The 21,097-nt window shown below is 51.3% G+C and carries 17 protein-coding genes and 1 tRNA gene; 6 read left to right on the forward strand and 12 right to left on the reverse strand.

From position 1 onward, the window contains the following. The first annotated feature begins 291 nt into the window (after positions 1-291). A complete protein-coding gene (locus H6F76_RS22985; RefSeq protein ID WP_190448726.1) occupies positions 292-1,179 on the forward strand; it encodes a tetratricopeptide repeat protein in 888 nt (295 codons plus the stop codon). 15 nt (positions 1,180-1,194) lie between these two features. Here H6F76_RS22985 and H6F76_RS22990 read toward each other — a convergent pair whose 3' ends face one another. The 6 genes from H6F76_RS22990 to H6F76_RS23010 all read right to left on the reverse strand — a co-directional run bounded on the left by H6F76_RS22990 (position 1,195) and on the right by H6F76_RS23010 (position 11,951). Then, positions 1,195-1,812, reverse strand: coding sequence for a TMEM165/GDT1 family protein (locus H6F76_RS22990; protein WP_190511783.1), 618 nt, complete (start codon positions 1,810-1,812; stop codon positions 1,195-1,197). Between the two features lie 332 nt (positions 1,813-2,144). Continuing rightward, positions 2,145-3,914 (reverse strand): glycosyltransferase family 39 protein, encoded by a 1,770-nt coding sequence (locus H6F76_RS22995; RefSeq protein ID WP_190511785.1) that lies wholly within the window; start codon positions 3,912-3,914, stop codon positions 2,145-2,147. Between the two features lie 17 nt (positions 3,915-3,931). Next, positions 3,932-4,594, reverse strand: a complete 663-nt coding sequence (locus H6F76_RS23000; RefSeq protein WP_190511786.1) for a DUF1295 domain-containing protein — start codon at positions 4,592-4,594, stop codon at positions 3,932-3,934. A gap of 152 nt (positions 4,595-4,746) precedes the next feature. Next, complete coding sequence (gene pruA / locus H6F76_RS23005) at positions 4,747-7,737, reverse strand: L-glutamate gamma-semialdehyde dehydrogenase (protein ID WP_347276097.1); 2,991 nt, start codon at positions 7,735-7,737, stop codon at positions 4,747-4,749. A gap of 28 nt (positions 7,738-7,765) precedes the next feature. After that, positions 7,766-7,894, reverse strand: a complete 129-nt coding sequence (locus H6F76_RS31165) for a hypothetical protein (RefSeq protein ID WP_277881270.1) — start codon at positions 7,892-7,894, stop codon at positions 7,766-7,768. 67 nt (positions 7,895-7,961) lie between these two features. Next, the gene (locus H6F76_RS23010) at positions 7,962-11,951 is read right to left on the reverse strand and encodes an EAL domain-containing protein (RefSeq protein WP_190511787.1); all 3,990 of its coding nucleotides are present in this window, start codon (positions 11,949-11,951) and stop codon (positions 7,962-7,964) included. A gap of 571 nt (positions 11,952-12,522) precedes the next feature. On the opposite strand from H6F76_RS23010, the gene eno reads away from it, so the two are divergent. Both eno and H6F76_RS23020 read left to right on the forward strand, forming a co-directional pair. Then, the gene (gene eno / locus H6F76_RS23015) at positions 12,523-13,797 is read left to right on the forward strand and encodes a phosphopyruvate hydratase (RefSeq protein ID WP_190511788.1); all 1,275 of its coding nucleotides are present in this window, start codon (positions 12,523-12,525) and stop codon (positions 13,795-13,797) included. Between the two features lie 119 nt (positions 13,798-13,916). Continuing rightward, complete coding sequence (locus tag H6F76_RS23020; RefSeq protein ID WP_190448732.1) at positions 13,917-14,204, forward strand: MSMEG_0570 family nitrogen starvation response protein; 288 nt, start codon at positions 13,917-13,919, stop codon at positions 14,202-14,204. 74 nt (positions 14,205-14,278) lie between these two features. Here the strand turns inward: H6F76_RS23020 and H6F76_RS23025 are convergent, their stop codons facing one another. The 3 genes from H6F76_RS23025 to nth all read right to left on the reverse strand — a co-directional run bounded on the left by H6F76_RS23025 (position 14,279) and on the right by nth (position 16,144). Next, the gene (locus tag H6F76_RS23025) at positions 14,279-14,602 is read right to left on the reverse strand and encodes an MGMT family protein (RefSeq protein ID WP_190511789.1); all 324 of its coding nucleotides are present in this window, start codon (positions 14,600-14,602) and stop codon (positions 14,279-14,281) included. A gap of 47 nt (positions 14,603-14,649) precedes the next feature. Next, positions 14,650-15,354 carry an exonuclease gene (locus tag H6F76_RS23030; protein WP_190511790.1) on the reverse strand — a complete coding sequence of 235 codons (705 nt, stop codon included), beginning with the start codon at positions 15,352-15,354 and terminating at the stop codon, positions 14,650-14,652. A gap of 124 nt (positions 15,355-15,478) precedes the next feature. Next, the gene (gene nth, locus H6F76_RS23035; RefSeq protein ID WP_199322318.1) at positions 15,479-16,144 is read right to left on the reverse strand and encodes an endonuclease III; all 666 of its coding nucleotides are present in this window, start codon (positions 16,142-16,144) and stop codon (positions 15,479-15,481) included. A 100-nt stretch (positions 16,145-16,244) separates the two neighbouring features. On the opposite strand from nth, the gene H6F76_RS23040 reads away from it, so the two are divergent. After that, complete coding sequence (locus H6F76_RS23040; RefSeq protein WP_190511791.1) at positions 16,245-17,117, forward strand: S-methyl-5'-thioadenosine phosphorylase; 873 nt, start codon at positions 16,245-16,247, stop codon at positions 17,115-17,117. A 111-nt stretch (positions 17,118-17,228) separates the two neighbouring features. On the opposite strand, the gene H6F76_RS23045 is transcribed toward H6F76_RS23040, so the two are convergent. From H6F76_RS23045 to H6F76_RS23055, 3 genes are all read right to left on the reverse strand, one after another. After that, the gene (locus tag H6F76_RS23045) at positions 17,229-18,146 is read right to left on the reverse strand and encodes a hypothetical protein (RefSeq protein WP_190511793.1); all 918 of its coding nucleotides are present in this window, start codon (positions 18,144-18,146) and stop codon (positions 17,229-17,231) included. 13 nt (positions 18,147-18,159) lie between these two features. Next, complete coding sequence (locus H6F76_RS23050; protein WP_190511796.1) at positions 18,160-19,038, reverse strand: alpha/beta hydrolase; 879 nt, start codon at positions 19,036-19,038, stop codon at positions 18,160-18,162. Positions 19,039-19,153: 115 nt separating this feature from the next. Next, on the reverse strand, positions 19,154-19,879 hold the full coding sequence (locus H6F76_RS23055; protein WP_190448826.1) for a hypothetical protein: 726 nt from the start codon (positions 19,877-19,879) through the stop codon (positions 19,154-19,156). A gap of 233 nt (positions 19,880-20,112) precedes the next feature. Between H6F76_RS23055 and H6F76_RS23060 the strand changes: the two genes are divergently transcribed. Further along, on the forward strand, positions 20,113-20,634 hold the full coding sequence (locus H6F76_RS23060) for a GNAT family N-acetyltransferase (protein ID WP_190448738.1): 522 nt from the start codon (positions 20,113-20,115) through the stop codon (positions 20,632-20,634). Positions 20,635-20,709: 75 nt separating this feature from the next. Beyond that, a tRNA-Pro gene (locus H6F76_RS23065) sits at positions 20,710-20,783 on the forward strand. The last annotated feature ends 314 nt before the right edge of the window (positions 20,784-21,097 follow it).

Below are 21,097 nucleotides of genomic sequence, written 5' to 3' on the forward strand. Positions count from 1 at the left end.
AATCTTATCACAGACAGGTTTTCAAGACTCTATAGGAAGCCATAACTTAATTTAGCTCCAAATATTTAGATCTGCTCCTTGCAACTGGTTAGGGCATAGTGGCTGCAACCTTAACTTCAGGGGTTCGACTCGCTACTGCACGGATACGCGGTAGCAATCCTGTCCGGAGTACACGCTTACCATCCCTTAGAGCCCCCCACTTTCATCTTTCTAGCAACAGCGATACCGTGATCTTGCCATCGGAAATGGCCTTTGTCGTTGATAATAACAGTAGAGTTTCGAGGCAGATCTGTGACCAATAAGCGCAATCGCTGGATTATCAATGTGGTTCTTATCCTGGCAGTCGTCGCTTTTGTAGGCTTTTCACTGATCCCACTCATTGAAGCCGCCTTTCAAGGACAACAACAGACAGCTACTAAACCTACGCCAACACAGTCTGCCAGCGCGACTCCTAAGAAGGAAGAACTGGAGGCGCAGGCAAAGGGCTATGAGTTGGTGCTGCAACGGGAACCTGAAAACGCAACAGCCTTACGCGGTCTTCTGGAAGCACGGCTGGGTCTAGGCGATGTGAAAGGCGCGATCGCCCCACTTGAAAAACTGGCAAAACTCAACCCGAAGGAAACTGAGTATGCCATTCTGCTGGCTCAGGCAAAGCAGCAAACCAATGATACAGAAGGAGCCGCCCAGACCTATCGCGAGATCTTGAAAACACAACCCGGCGATCGCAACGCGCTTCAAGGCTTGTCTAATTTACTGCTGCAACAAAACCGTCCTGAAGCAGCCGTCGGTTTATTAGAAGACACGATTAAGACTGCACCGCAGGCAAACAAAATTCAGGCGGGTAGCGTGGATGTTGGCTCAGTTCAAGTCATTTTGGGGCAGGTGTATGCCTCGCAGAAACGCTTTGATGAGGCGATCGCGGTATTTGATGAAGCTGCCAAAAGCAATAAGCAAGATTTTCGTCCCATTCTTGGCAAAGCGCTGATTTTGAAGGATCAGGGCAAGACTGAGGCTGCCAAACCACTGTTTGCTAGCGCTGCTGAACTTGCACCAGCACAATTTAAGGATCAGATTAACCAACTTGCCAGTGCCCCTTCACCAGGAGCATCTCCAACGAGCGTGCCTAGCCCCGCAGGCAGTGCGCCTAGCCCTTCAGAAACACCAGTACCGAAGCCTTAACGGATTGAGTTGCCCTCATGCTCCTTCCATCCAGGCGGCAACACCAAACACGAGAAACAGCAGACCACCCAAGCCTGTGATCAGCTTTTCGGAGATGTGCGCAGCGATTAACCGTCCGCCCATGACCGCGATCGCTGCACAGATAGCGTGTCCGACAATTGCACCTGCTGTTACGCCCCAGGGATCATTCGCAGCGGCAAGCGCGATCGTAGCAAATTGCGTGCGATCGCCCCATTCGCCTACAAACGTCAGCACAAATGCCTGAAGCACAATACTGCGTCTGGCTCCGTGCTTTGCTGCTACCGTATCAGCATGTTGAATCGTTTCTTCAGCTTCTTTAACCTCATCGCAGATAGCAGTACTGGGCATTTGCGTCGCGTCATACAGCAGCTTCATGCCAAAGCTGATGAACAAAACGACTTCAGCGATATGCACTAGGGTTTTGGGCAACAGCGCCACGGCTTGCCCCAGCAAAACGGACAGGATCGTCATCGTTGCCAGCGCTGCGATCGAGCCAACAAAAACAAGACGACGAGAATGTCGCATTGCCAGAAGCATGGCGATAAAAAACGTTTTATCACCTAGTTCTGAAATCGTAATAAGCAATAATCCAGCCGTAAACGCTGCCAGCATTCCATCAAACTCCTCAGATCTCTGCTATCTAAGTAAGCTTGATGAGGGCTGCAACAGCTTCACCAAGCTCACAAAGGTTGTGAACTTAGTGAAGGTCTCGCTTGCAAATAGCAGTCAGCAGTCAGCAGTCAGTAGTCAGCTTTTGAAGATCAATAATTCAATCAAAGCTGCTTACTGAAGGTTGATCGCTAGAAGCTTTTTGTCATCTGAACCAGGCTCATCGCCAGTATGTTGATTCAAATGGGCTGGCACCTGCCAGCAGCTACTCCCCTTCAAACACACTTATCATACAGGTTCTGTCAACAGCGGACAACTAGAGGCATCGTTGCCGACTACGGCACTTGCCAGAGGCGGGCAGCAGGTAAAATAAACTGGAGGGAGCCACGCGATCGCTCCAATCCTTGCCTGAGTTGATTTGAAGGACGAAAGGTAAACACCGTCGCGCCGTCAATTTGCGATTTAAATGACTCAGTTGTTACCCAGTTAGCATCTTGATTCAGTAAGAGTAGCCGCACGTTTGGCTGGAGCTGATAGCTGAGTGAAATCAAGTCAGCAATATTGGTAAAGTCATCGCCACGATCGCTCACCACCAGAGGCGATGGCGCGACGTTGACACGACGGGCAACTGCCGCATTAAAGTAGCTCGGTACGTTGTGCCACCAGGTGTCAGAGGCTGCACTCACGGTGCAAGATACAAGGCTGGCGGTAAAGAGAGCGAACAAGACAGTTCGCCAAAACCAGCGGTTGAGGAACGACAGTGTGTAGGGTGTAAAGCGAAAGCGAAACCGAGACGCACCTGTTGACCGCAGAGGTATGCGGTTGAGGTAATGAGGTTTGGGTGGGAGCTTGGTGACGATGAGATAGGCGATCGCCAACTGAATACCGGGGTAACAGGCGATGAGATAGCGGCTAACTGCCGATCGTCGACTGCCCAGCACTAGATCGGGCAATGCCAGCAGCAAAAAAGGCACAACCGTCGCAGTTACCACAAACAGCCACACCGGGCGATCGCTCCGTCGCACCAGCGTGTAGAAAGCCATCCCAATCAACACTATGATCGGCACTCGCAGCACAAACGTCCAGGGATTGTTGAAGCCAAAGTCAAGATCGAGAAACAACGCGGTAAAGCTTAATGTCCAAAGTTTCAGCAAATAATCAAAGCCTGCTACGGCAGTTGCCCAGCTTGTTGTGTCAAGCGCACGCTGGAAGCCCTGCAACATGACGATGATCCACGGCGCATAAAGCATAATGGCAGCCGTTAAGGCGAGACCAAAACCAGCCAACCGTTGTTGAAGGCGATCGCGCTGTCCATCTGCGATCGCTTCCAGCACTACATAAACGCCATGTCCAATCAGCGTCAATGCAAAGAAAGGCTGCGTATACAAGCCGATCGTGATGGCAAGCGCATACAGCCCCCAATGCTGCCATGCGGCTGGTGGACGTTGACACACATCGCGAGAGCGGGTTTTAGGCACCTTCGACAGGCGGATCGCCCGCAGCAGGAAATAGTGGCTGGCAATCACCGCTAATGCCAGCAAACTGTACTGACGTGCGACTTGAGCAAAGAGGATATCAAAGGGTGAGAGTGCTAGAAAGGCAGTCGCCAGTAGTGCGATCGCCTGAGACGCAAACAATTCCTGAGCCAGGGCATACATGAACGGCAGCGATAGCAGGCTAATTAGCACTGGCAACAGTCGTGGTGCGGTAATCGGACTGCCAAAAATTGCTTCCAGCGGTTTGCCTAACCACTGTACCCAGACTCGATTAAGCAAGAAATAAAGCGGCGGATGTTGGGGATCTTCCACTGCCAGCGATCGCACGGTATCAGCAGGCGTACTGCCTGGCTTGATCTGCTGGTACTGGAGCAAATCTTGCGGCGAAAACAGTTTGTTCTGAAAGATTTCTTGACCGATTTCCTGCCCGGTATAGCCAGCGGCTCGAAGTGACGTATACACCTCATCGTGCCAGTAAACCTTATGGTTCAGGTTGACAAAGCGAAACACAACACCTACAACGATGAGAAAAATCACCAACCATCGCAACCAGAGAGGAGACAGTGGGTTGGATCGGCTCACAAGTGGTTGGCTGACAAAAGGTTTCATGCAGGCGGCTCAAGCGATCAAGACTCCTCAGTCGGTACAATACCGTCTGGAGTAGCGCTTGTCACCCCCACTAGCTGCGGCAAGAGCAAGCCCGATCGCGCTTTGTAGCTGGCAAAGTCGGGGTAACGCGAGAGCGATTGATCTTTTTTCAGCATATTGGGCACAAACACGAAGCTGATAAATAAAGCCAAAATTACAAACGGCAGCCAGTGTTGCGCTAGCAGTGCGAAGGACAGGTAAATCAACACTTCGCCTAGATAGTTAGTGTTACGACAGCGAGCAAACAAACCTTCAGTGATTAATCCCGCTCGGTACTTGAGCGTGTAATATTTCTGAGCGTCGCTAACAAAGTGTAGAAAGATGCCCAAAATATTGAGCGCGATCGCCCCTGCGACTAACGGTAACGGCGGCACAGTGCCACGGCTAATAAGCAGAAACGGCGGCACCCAGTAAAGCCCCAGTAGAGCAAACGTAAACACACCTGTCCCAAGCGGGATAACCTGCTCCCATTGCTTGTCTGGATAGAGCCGATCTTTGAGTAACCATAGAAAGCCGTAGCTTCCATGCAGCGCTAGATACACCCAAGGACCCAAGGTAAAGTTCTGGTATGTCACCATGAAGCCAACTATGATCGCGGCTGTCAAACCTTTGTGCAAATTAATTGCGTCTTTAATTTTCATGAGACAGTTTTTTGCAGGTAATAGCAAGGGTAGAGGTCGTTACCATGAGCATGCTCTACTGCTGGTAAGTGAGCCACTGTAAAGGAAGAAGCAGTCAGGAGCCAGAAAAAAGCTGATAGCGATCCCAAATGCAGTTATGTTCTAGCACGCCTTTACTCTGCGCCCTCGATCGGTGCAAAGCCCTGACGCTGAATGTTTTCGGTCACCACACGGGGTTCCAGGAATTGCAGCAGGTAATCGGGTCCGCCGGCTTTGGAGCCAACGCCCGACAGCTTGAAGCCACCAAAAGGTTGACGCGCCACGATCGCCCCAGTGATACCGCGATTGATGTACAAATTGCCTACTTCAAAGTCGGCGCGTGCCTGCTCAATGTGCGATGGGGTGCGTGAGTAAAGCCCACCCGTGAGGGCAAACTGAGTACCATTAGCCAGTTCTAGCGCCTCATCAAACGTCTTTGCGCGCATGACTGCCAGAACGGGACCAAAGATTTCTTCACGGGCGATCGTCGCCGTCGGTGGCACATCGTGAAAAATAACGGGTCCTACAAAATAGCCACCGTCGGGCGCGGGCATTTCTAACGCCAGTTCGCATTCCTGCCGCCCTTTGTCGATGTACTCCAGGATGCGATCGCGGGCAGCAGCATCAATAACGGGACCCACGCGAGTGCTGGGATGATCGGCACGTCCCAGGTTGAGCGATCGAGTTGCCTCCACTAAGCGCTGCAAAAATAGGTCGTAGATCGGCTCCAGCACAATCACTCGCGAACAGGCAGAACATTTCTGCCCGCTATAGCCAAAGGCAGACTGCACCACACCCTGCACCGCCTGATCCAGATCAGCGCTTTCATCGACAATGATGGCATTTTTGCCACCCATCTCTGCCACAACGCGCTTCAGGTGCTTTTGCCCTGGTTGCAGAATCGCTGCATCAGCATAAATGCGACAGCCTACTTCCTGAGAGCCGGTGAAGGTAATCATGTTGGTTTGCGGGTGTTTGACCAGGTGCGCTCCTACAGTGGAGCCTTTACCAGGAACGTACTGGAACACACCACTCGGAATGCCCGCTTCAATCAAAATCTCGGTCAGTTTAGCGATGATCACGCTGGACGTTTCGGCAGGCTTGAGCAGCACGCAATTACCCGCAACCAGTGCTGCGACCGTCATCCCAGTGGGGATCGCCAGCGGAAAGTTCCAGGGCGAAATGACGACAACAATGCCCAACGGCTGATAGTGGTAGCGGTTAGTTTCACCCGGAAAATCGTAGGCAACGCCAGCATCAAGCCGTTCCATTTCATCCGCGTAGTAGCGGCAAAAGTCGATCGCCTCCGATACTTCACCATTCGCTTCATTCAGCGGCTTTCCTGTCTCAAAAACCATCCAGGCAGCGAGTTCATCGCGTCGCTGAGTCATCAGGTCAGCAGCCGTATGCAAAATAGCGGCTCGTTTCGTTGGCGGAGTGCGCTTCCAGTCAAGAAAGGCGGTTTTAGCAGCCTCCATCGCGCGATCGGCTTGCTCAACGCTAATCTGCCCAACCTGACCCACCGTTTCGCTGAAGTTTGAAGGGTTCAAGGAATTGATATGCGCATCTGTTGCTACATACTCACCATCAATCAACGGCTGATAAGTTTTGCCAAGCTGTTGCCGCACAGTTTGAATCACTTGCAAGGCACGATCGCGCTGCTTAGAATCAGCATAATCAGCATCCGAAGCGTTAATAAATTTTGGATGGCTGACCGCTGACTGCTGACCGCTGACCGCTGAATCAGAGTTTAGGCTTGTGGGTGCAGCAAGGAGTTCTTCGACCGGACGTTCTTCCAGGTTTTGGCGCAAGAAAGAGCTATTAGCAGTGTTCTCAAGCAGGCGGCGAATGAGGTATGACATACCAGGGATGAGTTCGCCATAGGGACAGTAAACCCGCACGCGGTAGCCTTTGGCAACGATCGCTTTTGCCAGCTTGTCCGCCATGCCGTAGAGCACCTGGAGTTCAAAGCGACGGGGCGGAATCTGGAGGGTTTCGGCGATCGCCATTGCGTAGGCCTGAGAGCGGACATTGTGGCTGCCGATCGCGCCGTAGAGATGCTCGTGGCTCTCTAGCAGCAAGCGAGTCATCGTTTCAAAGTTGGCATCTGTGGAGGCTTTATCATTGAAGACGGGCTGCTGCCAATCTTTTTGAGCCGCTTTGATTGTTTCTTGATCCCAGTAAGCACCCTTCACCAGGCGAACCGTCAAAGGCGTGCCGCGCTGTTTTGCCCAGGCGATTAGCTCGGTTAAGTCGCGTTCACTATCGCGCAGATACGCTTGTAGAGTGACACCGACATCGGTACGAGTGCGAAACTCATCTTCGAGCAACAGCTTTTTGAGAATCGCCAGCGTTGAATCTTTGTAAGCGTATTGCTCCATATCGAAATGGACGGCAGCACCCAGTTCCTTTGCACGACGCAGCAGCAGCCGAATGGATTGACTCACCCGATCGCGGCTGCCTTCAACGTCCAGTGGATCAAACTGCGAATAAAAGGCAGTAAGCTTCACAGAGACTTGCGCTTTGGGCAATGCCTCGCCGTCTGCTTGATCAATCTGTGGCACGTTCGACCAGGACTTTGCAGCAGTGGTCAACTGCGCCATCAGCTCCAGATAGCGATCGAAATAGGACTGTGCCTCGACTTCCGTAATCACCGCTTCACCCAACAGATCGACCGTGAAGGTCATCTTGTCTTTCCGCAGGCGCTCGATCGTCTTCAGCACTTGCTGAATGGTTTCACCCGCAATGTACTTATGCGCCAGCGTTTCAACAGCAGTAGAAATGGTGGTTGCAGCTAGCTGTCCGGGTACGGAATCAGGATTGGCAAAGTTCAGCATCCCCTTTAAAGCGCTGGGTAGCTCAACAGTCGCATCACCCAAATACTCCTGAAGATGGCGGGCGATTTCGGGTTTGCTACGAAGCGATGGCAGGCAGTCAATGAAACGAAATAACTGCACCCGCAGACCCGGATTGCCCATCGTCCACGCAAGCAGCTTGTCATCCCACCGCATCTGGTCACGCACTTGAGCGAAGAAGGAGCGGTTTTCGCGGGTCGCGCTGAGTAATTGGCGAGCGATCGCCTGGGTCTGGGCTTCGTAACGATCGGTAGAGACGTGTGCAACCACAGCCGTTAGCTCCTGTCAAAGTAGGCGATCAATCCGTGCGACCCGATGCTGCAAACAGTCTAGCGGCGGGAGGATTCAGCCTGTAGAACCCATCCATTGTAACGTTGATCGCCGCTGCTCTAGGGGGAGGAGGGAGAGTGATGGGGTGGGAGGGCATACCTTTACTCCTTCACCTTTTTACTTCTTCACTTCCTCCCCTCTCTTACGCGTTTGCTTGATGGCTTTTACAGTGCAGTAAACAGAGCTTTAGGCTGGTGTGCTTGTAAGAACTGGGTGGCTGCTGCTGCTGGCATGGGACGACTGAAGCAATAGCCTTGCATTTCTTCGCAGTGGCGCGATCGCAGATAGTCTAGTTGCGCTTGTGTCTCTACACCTTCGGCGACGACGTTTAGATTAAGACCGCGACCGAGGGCAATGACAGCGGTGACGATCGCGGCATCGTTTGGGTCGATCGTCAGTTCGCGAATGAAGGATTGGTCAATCTTAATGGTGTTTAAGGGAAAGCGCTTCAGATAGCCGAGCGATGAGTAGCCAGTGCCAAAGTCATCTACCGCAAGATTTACACCCATTGCCTGCAAGTCTTTGAGCATGGACGTAGTAAAGTCCACATCATGCATCACCACCGTTTCGGTAATCTCTAATTCTAAGTGGCAGGGGCTAAGACCAGTTTCTGCCAACGTCTGGGCAACGGTTTCAACCAGATGGGGCTGCTGAAATTGTCTGGCTGAGAGGTTAACTGCCATACGCAAGGGGAGCAGTCCAGCCACTTGCCACGCTTTGTTTTGGGCGCAGGCAGTGCGTAGTACCCACTCACCAATGGGTACAATCAGCCCATTTTCCTCTGCTAGCGCAATGAACACGCGCGGCGGTATCAGCCCTAATTCGGGATGTTGCCAGCGCAAGAGGGCTTCCATGCCGGTGATTTGCCCTGTATTGACATTAATCTGTGGCTGGTAGTGCAGCACAAATTGTCGCCGTTCCAGAGCATGATGCAGGCTGCTTTCAAGCGCTAGCAATGCCGAAGCCTGGGAGTTAATAGCGGGAGTATAAATCTGGTAGCCGTTGCGTCCCTGTTCTTTGACGCGGTACAAAGCGGCATCCGCATTTTTAAGCAACGTTTGAGCATCTTCGCCATCATGCGGGTAAAGGGCAATACCAATGCTGCAACTGATGTAAAGTTCATGCCCTTCTATATGGAAGGCAGGTTTCAGCGCTTTACTGAGGCGTTGTGCCGCTTTAGCAGCATCTTCAGTATTGTTAATTTGAGGCAGCAGCAAGGTAAATTCGTCGCCACCCCAGCGAGCGATCGTGTCACCTTCTCGCAGGCAGCCAGCTAAGCGAGTAGCAACGGCTTGCAAGAGTTGGTCGCCGATCGCGTGTCCCAGAGTGTCGTTAATGGTTTTGAAGCGATCGAGGTCGAGAAACATGACAGCGAGCATTGTTCCGTTACGATGCGCGTTTGCCAGTGCCAGGGGTAGGCGATCGTTAAAGAGCATCCGGTTGGGCAAGCCCGTTAGCAAATCGTGAAAGGCTTGATAACGAATGGTGGCTTCTGCCTGCCGGCGTTTGAGCGCACCGCCAATACTTGCAGCCATCGCCACTAAAATTGATTCTTCATTGCCTGACCAACGACGTTTTGTAGTGCAATCGTCAAAGCCGATATAGCCCCAAAACTGATCGTCGATCAGAATGGGCACCATGAGAATGGAGAGAATGTTATCTAGTTGAAACAACGCCTGCTGGTCTGCCGGAAATTGATCGATCGCGCCGCAGAGTGCTCGACCAACGGATAACACATCGTACCAACCGTCAGTACCAGCGGCACTGTAGGGTTGATTTTGCCAGTGGGTCTGCTGAATCGATGGCTGAATGGAGGGTCGCACCCATTCATACCGCATACTCATAGCAATCTCACCCGTTTCAGGATGGGGATGATTTTCGTAGATATAGACCCGATCGACTCTAGCGGCGGAGCCTAATGTTTTCAGGACCTTAGCGATCGCCGCTTCGTAGTTCGTATCGGTTAACAAATAAGTCATGGCAGTAGCAACGCCTTGCAGCAGACTATCGCGTTGCAGCAGTTCGGCTTCTGCCAGTTTGCGTTGAGTAATGTCTTCGACAGTGCCTTCGTAACCCAGCAGTTGCCCCTTTTGATCCCGCATCGCGCGGGCATTCTCAGCAATCCAGATGATGCTGCCGTCTTTGCGGTAAACTTGCGACTCAAAATCCAAAACGGCATCCTGCGCCTGTAGCAAACGGCTGAACTCATCCCGCCGCTGCGGATCAACATAAAGCTGGTGCCGGATGTCGATTAACTTAGTTGTTAATTCGTGAGGGGAGTCGTAGCCGTAAATTTTTGCCAGCATTGAATTGGCAGTGAGGTAATGCCCTCCAGGCGTGGTTTGAAAGATACCTTCAACCGCATTTTCGACAATGCTGCGATATTTCTCCTCCGCCTGCTTCAATGCGGCTTCTGCCTGTTTACGTTCGCTTACATCGCGACAGACGCAGAGCAAGCCATGATCTTCTAACAGCGTGATGGAAAGTTCTTCGGCAAAGGTGCTGCCATCTGCTCGTCTGGCGATCGCCTCTCCCTGCCAACGTCCCTCTTGCTGCAAGGCTGGGAAGACTTCACGCTCATAACGCAGCGCTTCGTCAGGGTCATACAGAATGCGCCAGTTTTTGCCAATTAGGGCAGCCTGTTCGTAGCCAAAGAACTGGGCGTGTGCTGGATTCAGGTAGACAAATTCGCCGCTGGCATTGAGTACCGCAATACCTTCAGTGCAGGCTTCGATCGCGGCAAGCTGAAGACGGATCACTTCTTCGGTCTGGCGACGATCGGTGATATCTTCAACAGTACCTAGCACACCAATGACAGTGCCGTCAGCATCATGAATGGGGATTTTGTTAGCGCGTGTCCAGTTTAAACGTTCATTTGGAATCGTGTTTTCTTCGATCAAAGCCAGAATCGGCTGATCAGTCGTAATTACTTGAGAGTCTTGCTGTTGAAAGCGGATGGCAAGGGCGCGATCGTAGGGCAATTCATGATCAGTTTTACCCAGCACGCTGGTAACAGAAGCCAGTTTGAGATCTTCAGCAAACTGTTTGTTACAGCCTAGATACACTGAGTTCGTATCTTTCCAAAAAATTGCGAGGGGCAGGTTGTCGAGCAACAATCGCAGAAAGGCTTCTTTTTCGCGCAACGCTTTTTCAGCTTGCTTCAGTGCCGTGATGTCGGTAATAAAACCTTCAATGCCCAGCACTGCGCCGTTTGAGTCGTAGAGTCCATGCCCTTTCTCCCACAGCCATTTCTCTTGTCCGGCTTTGGTGGCAATGCGGTACTCGATCTCATAAGGTTTCTGGCAGCCGATCGCCGCTGCAATGCTGCTGATAATAAGCGGCACATCATCAGGGTGGCAAATGTCGTTGTAAGAGCGTTGCCGTTGGCTGCCAGCAAGTTCTTCACTACGATAGCCAGTAATCGCCAAACAACCCTCGCTGAGGTAAAGCATTGACCACTCTGGGTCATTACCACCGATGAAAACAATGCCTGGTAAGGAATTAACTAAAGTAGATAACTGCTGCTGGTGCTGCTCCAACGTTGTTTCTGTTTCAACCTGCTTGTATTGAATAATGGTGCCCAACTGTGCCGCTACGCTAGAGACAATGCATACATACTCTTCCTCTTCAAAGCGTGGTGCTGCAAGAAAGAAAACAACTGCCGCCAGAACCTTGCCCTTTGCCAAAATGGGCACTGCAAGCGCTGCCTTCAGCGGAGTAGTTTTGACAAGCCGCACTCGCAAAAAATCACGATCGGATGAGCAACTCACATCGGGAATCCATTCTGGCTGTTTACTTTGCCACACCCGTCCTGGCAATCCTTCACCAGGAGCAAACACTGCCCTTTCGCTTGCGGCTCTAAAGGTTTGCAGTCCGCCTTTACAGCTATACCAGGCGCGACTGCATTCAAGCTGGGTCTGAGCGCTGTTAGGCACCCAGGCTTCGGCAAAGACCCAGTTCATGCTCTGGCAAACATGTTGCAGCGCTACATCCAGGGCAAGCTCAAAGGTTTGTATGCCCACGATTGCATCGGCAATACCCTGCAAAAGGTGTGCTTCTAGCTGCGATCGCGCAGCTTCAGCCGTACCTAGCTTTAATTCCCTAACGTTAAAAGCGGTATAACCTGGTTCAATCTTTGACAAAGGCGTTGACATCAGCAGTGTAAGAGCTTGAATGCAGTAATGATCACGAGCATCGCTGTAGTGTTAGAAGGGGCAACACTATAATTTCCTATCAAAACAATATAACCAGTGGAATAGAAAAAGTAGTACGGGCAAAGCTTGAGAAGGTTCAAACTTTACTTCCCGTGCTGTTAGGTTTGCTGAATCTCTTAGCAAGCTGCTGCGAGAGGCACCAACCGCCTGATTAAGGAAAACTCGCGTAGCTTACGTAACTGGTGACACACCTACTGCCTGTAAAGATTGTATGCTCGCGTACACAAGTGAACTGTTGATCGCAATCTTTATTTAGTTTTATAGCGCTTTGTTAAGCTTACCCTGAAGTGAATCTGGACTTTAGCAGCCAACGACACAAAACGTGGCTTACCCTATCTATTGTTTATCAACAGCACAATCGATGCCCTACTGCCAACTGCGTTCCGGTATTGTCTGTTGCCTGTAGTACTCCTATGAGGAGACATCGTACTGTACGATGTCTAGGCAAAAGATGGCACAGGCAGTATGCGCCGTTTCTAACCTAAAGTTCCCTCCAAGGAGTAGTGACCCCATGTACATTGAGGAAATTATTGCAAGCGAAGTACTAGACTCACGCGGCAACCCTACCGTCGAAGCGCGAGTTGTGCTGGAGGATGGCACAGAAGGATCGGCGATCGTCCCTTCTGGTGCCTCTACAGGTGAGAAAGAAGCAGTCGAACTACGGGATGGTGATAGCAAGCGTTATGGCGGCAAAGGCGTGCTCAAAGCCGTTGAGAATGCAAATCACAAACTGGCTCCCGAACTCATTGGCATGATGGTTACTGATCAGCGCGCGATCGACCTTGCCATGATTGAGCTAGACGGCACACCCAACAAAGCCACGATGGGCGCAAATGCCATTCTTGCCATTTCGCTAGCCGTTGCAAGAGCAGCTGCGAACTATCAGCAATTACCCCTCTATCGCTACCTAGGCGGAACGAATGCTTCCCTGCTGCCTGTGCCCTGTCTAAACGTTATCAACGGTGGTGGTCACGCTGATAACACAGTGGATTTTCAGGAATTCATGATTGCGCCTCACAATGCCCCCTCTTTCACCGAAGCGATTCGGATGGGCATGGAAACGTTCCATGCGCTCAAGTCCATTCTCAACAAAAAAGGCTTGAGCACTGGCGTGGGCGATGAAGGCGGCTTTGCACCTAACCTCAAATCGAACGTTGAAGCGGTAGAAGTGATTTTAGAAGCGATTGAAAAAGCAGGCTATAAGCCCGGTGAAGACATTTCTATCTGTCTTGACCCTGCCACTAGCGAAATGTGGGAAGACGGCAAGTATGTCTTTTTCAAATCAGACAAATCCACCAAGACTTCAGAGGAAATGGTAGACCTCTGGGCATCCTGGGCACGCCAGTACCCGATCGTCTCCCTGGAAGACGGAATGGGCGAAAACGACTGGCAAGGTTGGAAACTGCTTACCGAGACGATCGGTGATACGGTTGAACTCGTTGGCGATGACCTTTTCTGCACCAATGCCAAAATTCTTGCAGAAGGCATTGAAGCAGGTGTTGGTAACTCGGTGCTGATTAAGGTCAACCAGATTGGCACTCTGACTGAAACGTTAGACACGATTGAGCTAGCCAGCAAGAACAACTACAAATACTTCGTCTCCCATCGCTCTGGCGAATCGGAAGACACGACGATCGCCGACCTCGTTGTGGCTACCAGTGCTGGGCAGATCAAAACAGGTTCTGGTTGCCGGGGTGAACGAGTCGCCAAATTCAACCAGCTTTTGAGAATTGAGCGGCAACTGGGCAAAGCAGCACGGTTTGCTGGTAAGTCTGCGTTTAAGTAGAAGTAAGTTAAGCGGTCAGCGGTCAGCGGTCAGCAGTCAGTATGGGCTGATAGCTGATAGCTGATAGCTGATAGCCAGCCCAGCATTACATTTGCACATTAGATCTATCGACGATTCCCATGCCCGAAATCCGTTTTCAGATTGAACTGCCAGATGGTTCTCAAGAGACGTGCTACTCGCCATCGTTGGTCGTAAAAGAATATTTTGCACCAGGAAATGAGTATGCGCTGACGGATTTTATTGAACGATCGCGCACGGCACTCAACATTGCTAGCGATCGCGTCCAGGCAAAGTACGGTAGCCCATGCGGTTTAGCGCTGGGTCAGCTAGCGCAAATTGAGGCAATGGCAGGTAAATACAACCACGTTGCCGAACCAAAAGTGCGGCTGCTCAAGTTTATTGAGTGAGGGGTGGAGCGGTGAAGAGGTGGGAGAGTAAAGGGGTGAGCGGGTGAAGGAGTAACCGTAGCGCTGATACCGTGTCAATCGGCATCAACTAGCCCTTGCCAGCGATACATCCGCAGGTTGATCCGTCCTTCAGCGCTAAACTCGATGCCTTCTGCTTCCAGGAGCGATCGCTGCAAGTGATCACTGCCGTACCGCACCGATGACTCCGAAACCTCGCCCTTTGCATTAATAACCCGATGCCATGGGACATCCATTTCTGGCGCCACCCGAAACAACGCATAGCCCACTAGCCGCGCCCGCCCCGGCAGGCTTGCCAATTCTGCCACCTGCCCATAGGTTGCTACCTGCCCATAAGGGATTTGTTGAACGATCGCATAAATAGCGTTGTAGGCAGACATTGGAAGAAAGGCTAAAGGCTAAAGTATGAAGGCTAAAAGCTTATGCTTTAGCCTTCATACTTTAGCCGCCCTCCCTGCCGTCGCCAGAAGAGAGCGACTCGTGCTTCCCATTGCTGCCAGTAATAGTTGATCGTCTCTGAGTCAAACCAAAAGATCTCAGCGGGCAGATCGGGAATGGCGATCGCTAGCAGGGCATGATGCAAGTTCACGTCATAATCTTGATATGTATGGTGAACGGCTCCCCAGTAGGCAACAACTTGCAAGGGGTAGTCGTTCAGGCGCTCTAAGGAATGCTTTGGTCGATCAGCTGTTTTCCATTCGCACAGGCAGGGAACACCCTCGTAGCTAGCGACACAATCGACCTTACCAGCATAGCCAAGCTCATGATGAAAGACCGTCCCCTCAACCAGCCGCACAGCATCCACAGCAAATAAGACAGGTTTAATGCTTTCCCAGTATGGTTTGATGCCATCGGGACAGGTCACAACTTCGCCTTGCAGATAGCGCTGCACCTGTTTGTGTGTGCCTGTGCCACGTCGGCTGGCAGTGCCACTAATGCGTGCGGCTTCCTCTACGCCTACCCGTCCACGCCACTGGGCAAGCGCATCCCGCTGTTGCTGCGATCGCGTTGCGTTGAGAATAGTGCTGACGCTGGGCAGACGATCGCCGCGATCGTTGACGTAATACTGCCGACCACTCTGCCGCTCTTGTTTCGCGCTAAGGGTGGGAAGCGCCTGAGAATCAGAAATCATAACGTTGCGGCAATGACGGTCTGCCTGGATTGTAGTCTTTTCGTACTGCTTTTACTGATACCCAGCGTTAATCTTTCTCTAGCCCTAACCCTATTCCCTATTCCCCATTCCTCACTCCCACGCTCTACCGATGCTCTTGCACCCCGACTTGTTGACACATCTCAAGCAGCGGACAGGTTGAACAACGCGGTAACTCTCCAGTGCAAATGTGTTTACCAAATGGCACTAACCGTTCGTTGATCTCAATCCAATGACGCTCCGGCAATTTTGCTTCCAGTGCTTTCAACGTTTTTTCAGGTGTGCGCGTCTGCACGTAACCCCAGCGATTTGTGACCCGATGCACGTGAATATCGACGCTGATCGAAGGCTGCTTACAGGCAATGCCCAGCGTCAAATTGGCGCATTTAGGACCCACGCCTGCAAAGGAGACGAGCGTATCAAAGTCGCACGGGAGCTCGTCGCCATACGTGTCAATAATTTGACGGGCGATCGTCCAAATCTGGGGTGCCTTCGATTCATGGAAGGTCGAGTCACGGATCAGGTCTTCAATCTCGTCAGTGGTGAGCCGCACCATTGCTGCTGGAGTGCGGGCGTGATCGAACAGCTTGATAGCAACGGGAAGCGACGTTTCATCTCGCGTGCGAATGGAAATGATGCATGCGATCAGTTGCTCAAAGGGCGACGTGTAGCCTAGTTCTGCTAACGCAAACATTGCCGCTTTTGGAAAGGGACGCACCGCTTCCCGCAGCAATGGCATCACAGCGTCGAGATCAAAAGTCTGCTGGTTCAAGCGGCTAAAAGTAAAGGACTACATTTTTTATCCTTCATCCTTTAGCCTTTAGCCTTCTCTCAACAGGTAGAATAACTACGACCTACCAAAGGAAACCCCCATGTCTCAGGCAGCGATCGGCATTATTGGCGGCAGCGGACTCTATAAAATGGACGCGCTCAAGGATGTAGAAGAAGTGGCGATCGACACTCCCTTTGGCAAACCCTCTGATGCAATCATTCTGGGGACGATCGACGGCACGCGGGTTGCGTTCCTAGCACGGCACGGCAGAAATCACCATCTCACACCATCAGAGTTGCCGTTTCGCGCCAACATCTACGCGATGAAAAGCCTGGGCGTGCAGTATTTGATCTCTGCCTCGGCAGTCGGTTCGCTGAAGGAAGAAGCAAAGCCATTGGATATGGTGGTGCCGGATCAATTTATCGATCGCACCAAGAATCGTGTCTCTACCTTCTTTGGTGATGGCATTGTTGCCCATATTGGTTTTGGCGATCCCGTTTGTCACAACTTGGCAACCGTCCTAGCTGATGCAGTCGCCAGCCTCAACCTTACTGATAGCACCCTCCATCGTGGTGGCACCTACGTTTGCATGGAAGGTCCCGCTTTCTCCACCAAAGCTGAATCGCATCTGTATCGAAGCTGGGGTGCAACCATAATCGGCATGACCAACCTGCCAGAAGCAAAACTGGCGAGAGAGGCAGAAATTGCCTACGCCACCTTAGCGCTGGTAACCGACTACGACTGCTGGCACCCCGATCATGACAGCGTGACTGTCGATCTGGTGATTGCCAATCTTCAGCGCAATGCCGTCAACGCTCAGAAAGTCATTCAAGAGACCGTCCGCCGCCTGACCGAGAATCCGCCCACATCGGATGCTCATTCAGCGCTCAAGTACGCCATTCTCACTCCACTCGACAAAATTTCGGCAACAACAAAGGAAAAGCTAAATTTGCTGCTCCAGAAGTATCTTTAACGGTTCGTTAAGCGATCGTTGCTGTAAGAAGAACCTGACGGAGCACCACTTAGCCAAGGCATGGATGATGGGAGGGTAAAGTACGGTCTTTCCTCAACCTGAGCTTCTGGATTAATCAGATTCGCCAAACTCCAAAATGGGGCTGGTTTGCTCTAGGGCAGGGTAATCACCAAGCAGGTTGGCGATCGCCACTCGCGCCACTCTGCTACTGCGCCAATAGCGGCTATGGTCAGCCAGCAGTCCCAGCGCCATCGTGACATCGCCGATTTGCTTCTTGAAAAAGCTGCGATCGCCCAAGTAATGATCCTGAAAGTACAGGTTTGAGTTGTCTAGCTCTAAGCTGGCACGGATGGGATAGGCAAACACATCCGACGCATGAATCACATTCACCCAACGCAGTGGTTCAGCCGTATAACGACTGGCAAACGCTTTCAGTCGATCGCCGTTGATGCGTAAAAACTGGCTAAAAATAATGATTGGCGAACCGAGCGTGGTCACACTTCTTAGCTTCACCTTACGACCGCTACTGTGCCCACTCAGCCCCTTGATAGCATGGCGAATGTAAAACGCCGGATCAGAGTCATCAAAATTTTCAGAAAAGAGAATGTCCCATAAAATCACGCTTCCTAGCGAATGCGCCACGATATGCAGGTCTTCCTCAAAAGGGTTTTCGGTCAAAAAGCTAAGAAACTGCACCGCAATGAGCCGCCGGACTTCGCGCCCTTGCTGAGTGTTCAGATAATTGAAAATATCGTTAAAGAACCCACTAATCAACTGTTCTCGACGCTGGCGATAGTGAAAGACATCATCCAGATCAATCTGAGGATGATCCCACCGGAACGCTTCTAAGTCTTGCTGAATCAAACCCCACAGTTGATCGGTGCGACCGAGTGCATCGCCCCAAAAGCAAGAGTAAAACTCTGGTAGCGCTAACCCCTGATCAGGAAACGCGCTGATGATATGCGATCGCAGCGGATCAGCATAGCTGCTTTCCCTTACTGACGCTCCATGCATGAACCAAACCAGCATTCTTTTTCCTCAACTACCTTGCAACGCCTGATGCATCATACTGGGCAAGAATGGCTCGGAGTTGAGCCACTACAGCCGTTGGTTGCTCCAGCATCGCCATGTGCCCACAGTTAGCAATTTCAGCAACGTTCGCTCCACACCCTTTAAACAGAGGATGAAAGCTAGCGAGATGGCGCACGTACTGCGGTTCCATAATGGGGTCTTGTGCCCCAGCAATGAAGTAAACAGGCTGCTTAAGTCTAGCCACCACTTGCGGTAAGCGATGGACTTCAGCTTCGGTAGTAGAATCCAGCAACAACCCTAGGGCAGCTTCCGGCTGTGCCGCCACAAAGTCAAGCAACCGTTGTCGTCCCCACCGACGCGCGATTGTCTGTACCACACTTGCTCGTGTAAACAGTAGATCCAGCCACGGCACCTGACCAAGCCAGCGCGGACGCAGTTTGACCAACTGTTGTCCTGCCGCCCGAAAGCGATCAAACTCTGCCTTCAAATAAACACCACCACCCGAGTTCAGGCAAATCACACCTTTTACCTGCTGTGGCAACTGTTCAGCAGCACAAAGGGCAATACTACCGCCAACCGAATGACCGACCAACCAAACATTTTCAAGCTGTAATTGCTCTAGCAACAGTGCCAGATCGTTAGCATAGTCAGTCAAACCGTAACCAGCAACGACTTGAGCCAACGGTGTCTCTGGACAGGGCTGTGACCCACCAAAACCCCGCAAATCGTAAGACAAACACTGATAGTCAGGCGACAGTTGCTCAATGAGCGGTTGCCAATAAGAACGACTGAGCAGCCAGCCATGAATAAAGACCAAAGTAGCCTTTGAGGCAGTAGGAGCCGTCAGATCGTAAGCGTGAGGCGCTCCCAAAATTGCGATCGTCTGCATAGCTTCATCGTAACTCGATCAGGAAAAGGCGCAGAGAAGGGATAAAGACCAAAAGCTAAAGGAGCAATTTTTAGCCCTTAGCCTTTAGCCTTTAGCCTTTCCTCAGTAGCCTTACCTAAAACCGTCTGCCCAACAACCTCTGCTTGACCCCTTCCGCTATCTTTTGCCCCAGATATTCCGGAATGAGGCTCTCGTTAGGACCTAGCAAATAGAGAATCAGGCGAGTGCGACCACGCCAAACCAGCAAATTGGCATTTACTACTAGCAAATCTTCCTGCCAGATGGCATACATAACCTTATAGAACAGCCCCGGCTGGTTGTCAGCTTCAATCAGCAAAGCTGGTAGGTGGAACACTGGATCGACGTAAAACTCAGTTTCGACCTGCTCCAACCCCGCATCGAGATTAAACTCTACTGCCAGCATTTCCTCGACTTCAAAGCGCCCTGCTAGCGCTTCTCGAATAGCGCGACAGACATTTTCGGCAGTTTTCTCGGTCAGTGCCTTCCCGCTACGCGACACAATCAGCTTGATGAAAACCAGCATCGGCGGGTAAATCTGACCGTACAGACTCAAGCTATGAATCGTTAGCCCGTAGGCAGCCAGCACGCCAAAAATATCGCTGAGGAGAAAGGATTGATTGCGGTAGGCAAAATGGAGGGCACTCTTGCTGCCTTCTTGCTTCAGTTCAATAACGGCTTGCTTAGTTTTGTAAAGGTGGTATGCCAGCCGCAAGTTTTGCAGTTGAATCTCGCTGCTGACAAACTGCTCATAAAACTGGGGAAACGCCCGATTGAAGCGCTTTAACAGTTCTAGCGTCGATGACTTTAAGCCCAGCGCCATAATCGAAACACTCGTTTGTGGGGTGAGAACCTGCTGCGTGATGGAGCGATCGCCTGCCATTAAGAACTTAACTTTAGGTCAATGCTCAAGACATTTCCAAGCTTTACCGTTATTTTTTCAGAGGGATGCTGATGTGTTGCTGAATCTGGCAGCGTAAAACGGACGAGAAAAGGGTTCAGAGCGTATACTATTCATTACTGTGATTTCACTTTTACTACCTTAACCACGTTTGCATGGGTTTTTGGAAAAGCCTGTTTAGCAGTTCTGATGCGTCCTCTGCACCTCAGGCGATGCAAATGGAGGACTACATCGGTAAGGTTGCTGGCGATCGCCCCAGTTCTCGTATTTTCTTCAGCACAGACCGGGAAATTGACCTGTATGAGCTAGAAGAACTATGTGATGCTGTTGGTTGGTCACGCCGCCCCTTACGAAAAGTCAAGAAAGCGATTCAGCATAGCTTTCTTGTTGTTTCAATGTGGGAGCAGCAAGGTTCCCATCGACGGCTGATTGGCTTTTCACGAGCCACGTCTGACCACGCCTTTAACGCGACGATCTGGGATGTGGTAGTGCATCCAGACTTTCAGAGTAAAGGGTTTGGCAAGGCGCTGATGAAGCAGGTCATCAAGAAGCTGCGGAGTGAAGACATAAGCAACATTACTCTATTTGCCGACCCGCAAGTAGTAGATTTTTACCGAAATTTAGGCTTTATGTCAGATCCAGAAGGCATTAAAGGGATGTTCTGGTATCCAGACTGAGCGGTCAGCATGAGATTTACGACTGAAGGCTAAAAACTGGACAGACAAGCTATACTGATTAAGCTTGGAGAGTAACGGGATGTAGCGCAGCTTGGTAGCGCGCCTGCTTTGGGAGCAGGATGCCGCAGGTTCGAATCCTGTCATCCCGATCGTACATCAGAATCTGATTAGAAATTGAGCTGGCTTTAGCACGGTCATTGCTATAGCAATTAGAACGTTGGCGCTTATATCAAGGCTACGCGAATCGTTTTACGCTATCAGACCAATTGGAGCGATCGCCATAAGTTTGGTCAAGTTGAGCTGACTGCTCGGATGAATTTCTGTCACTAAGTGGCACACATTAACTGTATCGGCAACGAAGCTGCTGCAAGTAACTACTGCTTGGCATCCAGAGCAGAAGCCCCCATATCAGTAATAACCCTGAAGGATCTTCAACGTCTGCTTTGGTAAGCTGACACCTCAA

This window comes from Leptolyngbya sp. FACHB-321 (genome assembly GCF_014695975.1).
Taxonomy (GTDB): Bacteria; Cyanobacteriota; Cyanobacteriia; order Leptolyngbyales; family Leptolyngbyaceae; genus Stenomitos.

Bases quoted from the DNA above. Each gene is read 5' to 3' on its own strand.
- H6F76_RS22995 (WP_190511785.1), bottom strand. From the start codon at position 3,914: ATGAAACCTTTTGTCAGCCAACCACTTGTGAGCCGATCCAACCCACTG.
- H6F76_RS23040 (WP_190511791.1), top strand. From the start codon at position 16,245: ATGTCTCAGGCAGCGATCGGCATTATTGGCGGCAGCGGACTCTATAAA.
- H6F76_RS31165 (WP_277881270.1), bottom strand. From the start codon at position 7,894: ATGCCCTCCCACCCCATCACTCTCCCTCCTCCCCCTAGAGCAGCGGCG.
- H6F76_RS22990 (WP_190511783.1), bottom strand. From the start codon at position 1,812: ATGCTGGCAGCGTTTACGGCTGGATTATTGCTTATTACGATTTCAGAA.
- H6F76_RS23020 (WP_190448732.1), top strand. From the start codon at position 13,917: ATGCCCGAAATCCGTTTTCAGATTGAACTGCCAGATGGTTCTCAAGAG.
- H6F76_RS23055 (WP_190448826.1), bottom strand. From the start codon at position 19,879: ATGGCGCTGGGCTTAAAGTCATCGACGCTAGAACTGTTAAAGCGCTTC.
- H6F76_RS23010 (WP_190511787.1), bottom strand. From the start codon at position 11,951: ATGTCAACGCCTTTGTCAAAGATTGAACCAGGTTATACCGCTTTTAAC.
- H6F76_RS23000 (WP_190511786.1), bottom strand. From the start codon at position 4,594: ATGAAAATTAAAGACGCAATTAATTTGCACAAAGGTTTGACAGCCGCG.
- H6F76_RS23060 (WP_190448738.1), top strand. From the start codon at position 20,113: ATGGGTTTTTGGAAAAGCCTGTTTAGCAGTTCTGATGCGTCCTCTGCA.
- H6F76_RS23030 (WP_190511790.1), bottom strand. From the start codon at position 15,354: ATGATTTCTGATTCTCAGGCGCTTCCCACCCTTAGCGCGAAACAAGAG.
- H6F76_RS23025 (WP_190511789.1), bottom strand. From the start codon at position 14,602: ATGTCTGCCTACAACGCTATTTATGCGATCGTTCAACAAATCCCTTAT.
- eno (WP_190511788.1), top strand. From the start codon at position 12,523: ATGTACATTGAGGAAATTATTGCAAGCGAAGTACTAGACTCACGCGGC.
- H6F76_RS23045 (WP_190511793.1), bottom strand. From the start codon at position 18,146: ATGCTGGTTTGGTTCATGCATGGAGCGTCAGTAAGGGAAAGCAGCTAT.
- H6F76_RS23050 (WP_190511796.1), bottom strand. From the start codon at position 19,038: ATGCAGACGATCGCAATTTTGGGAGCGCCTCACGCTTACGATCTGACG.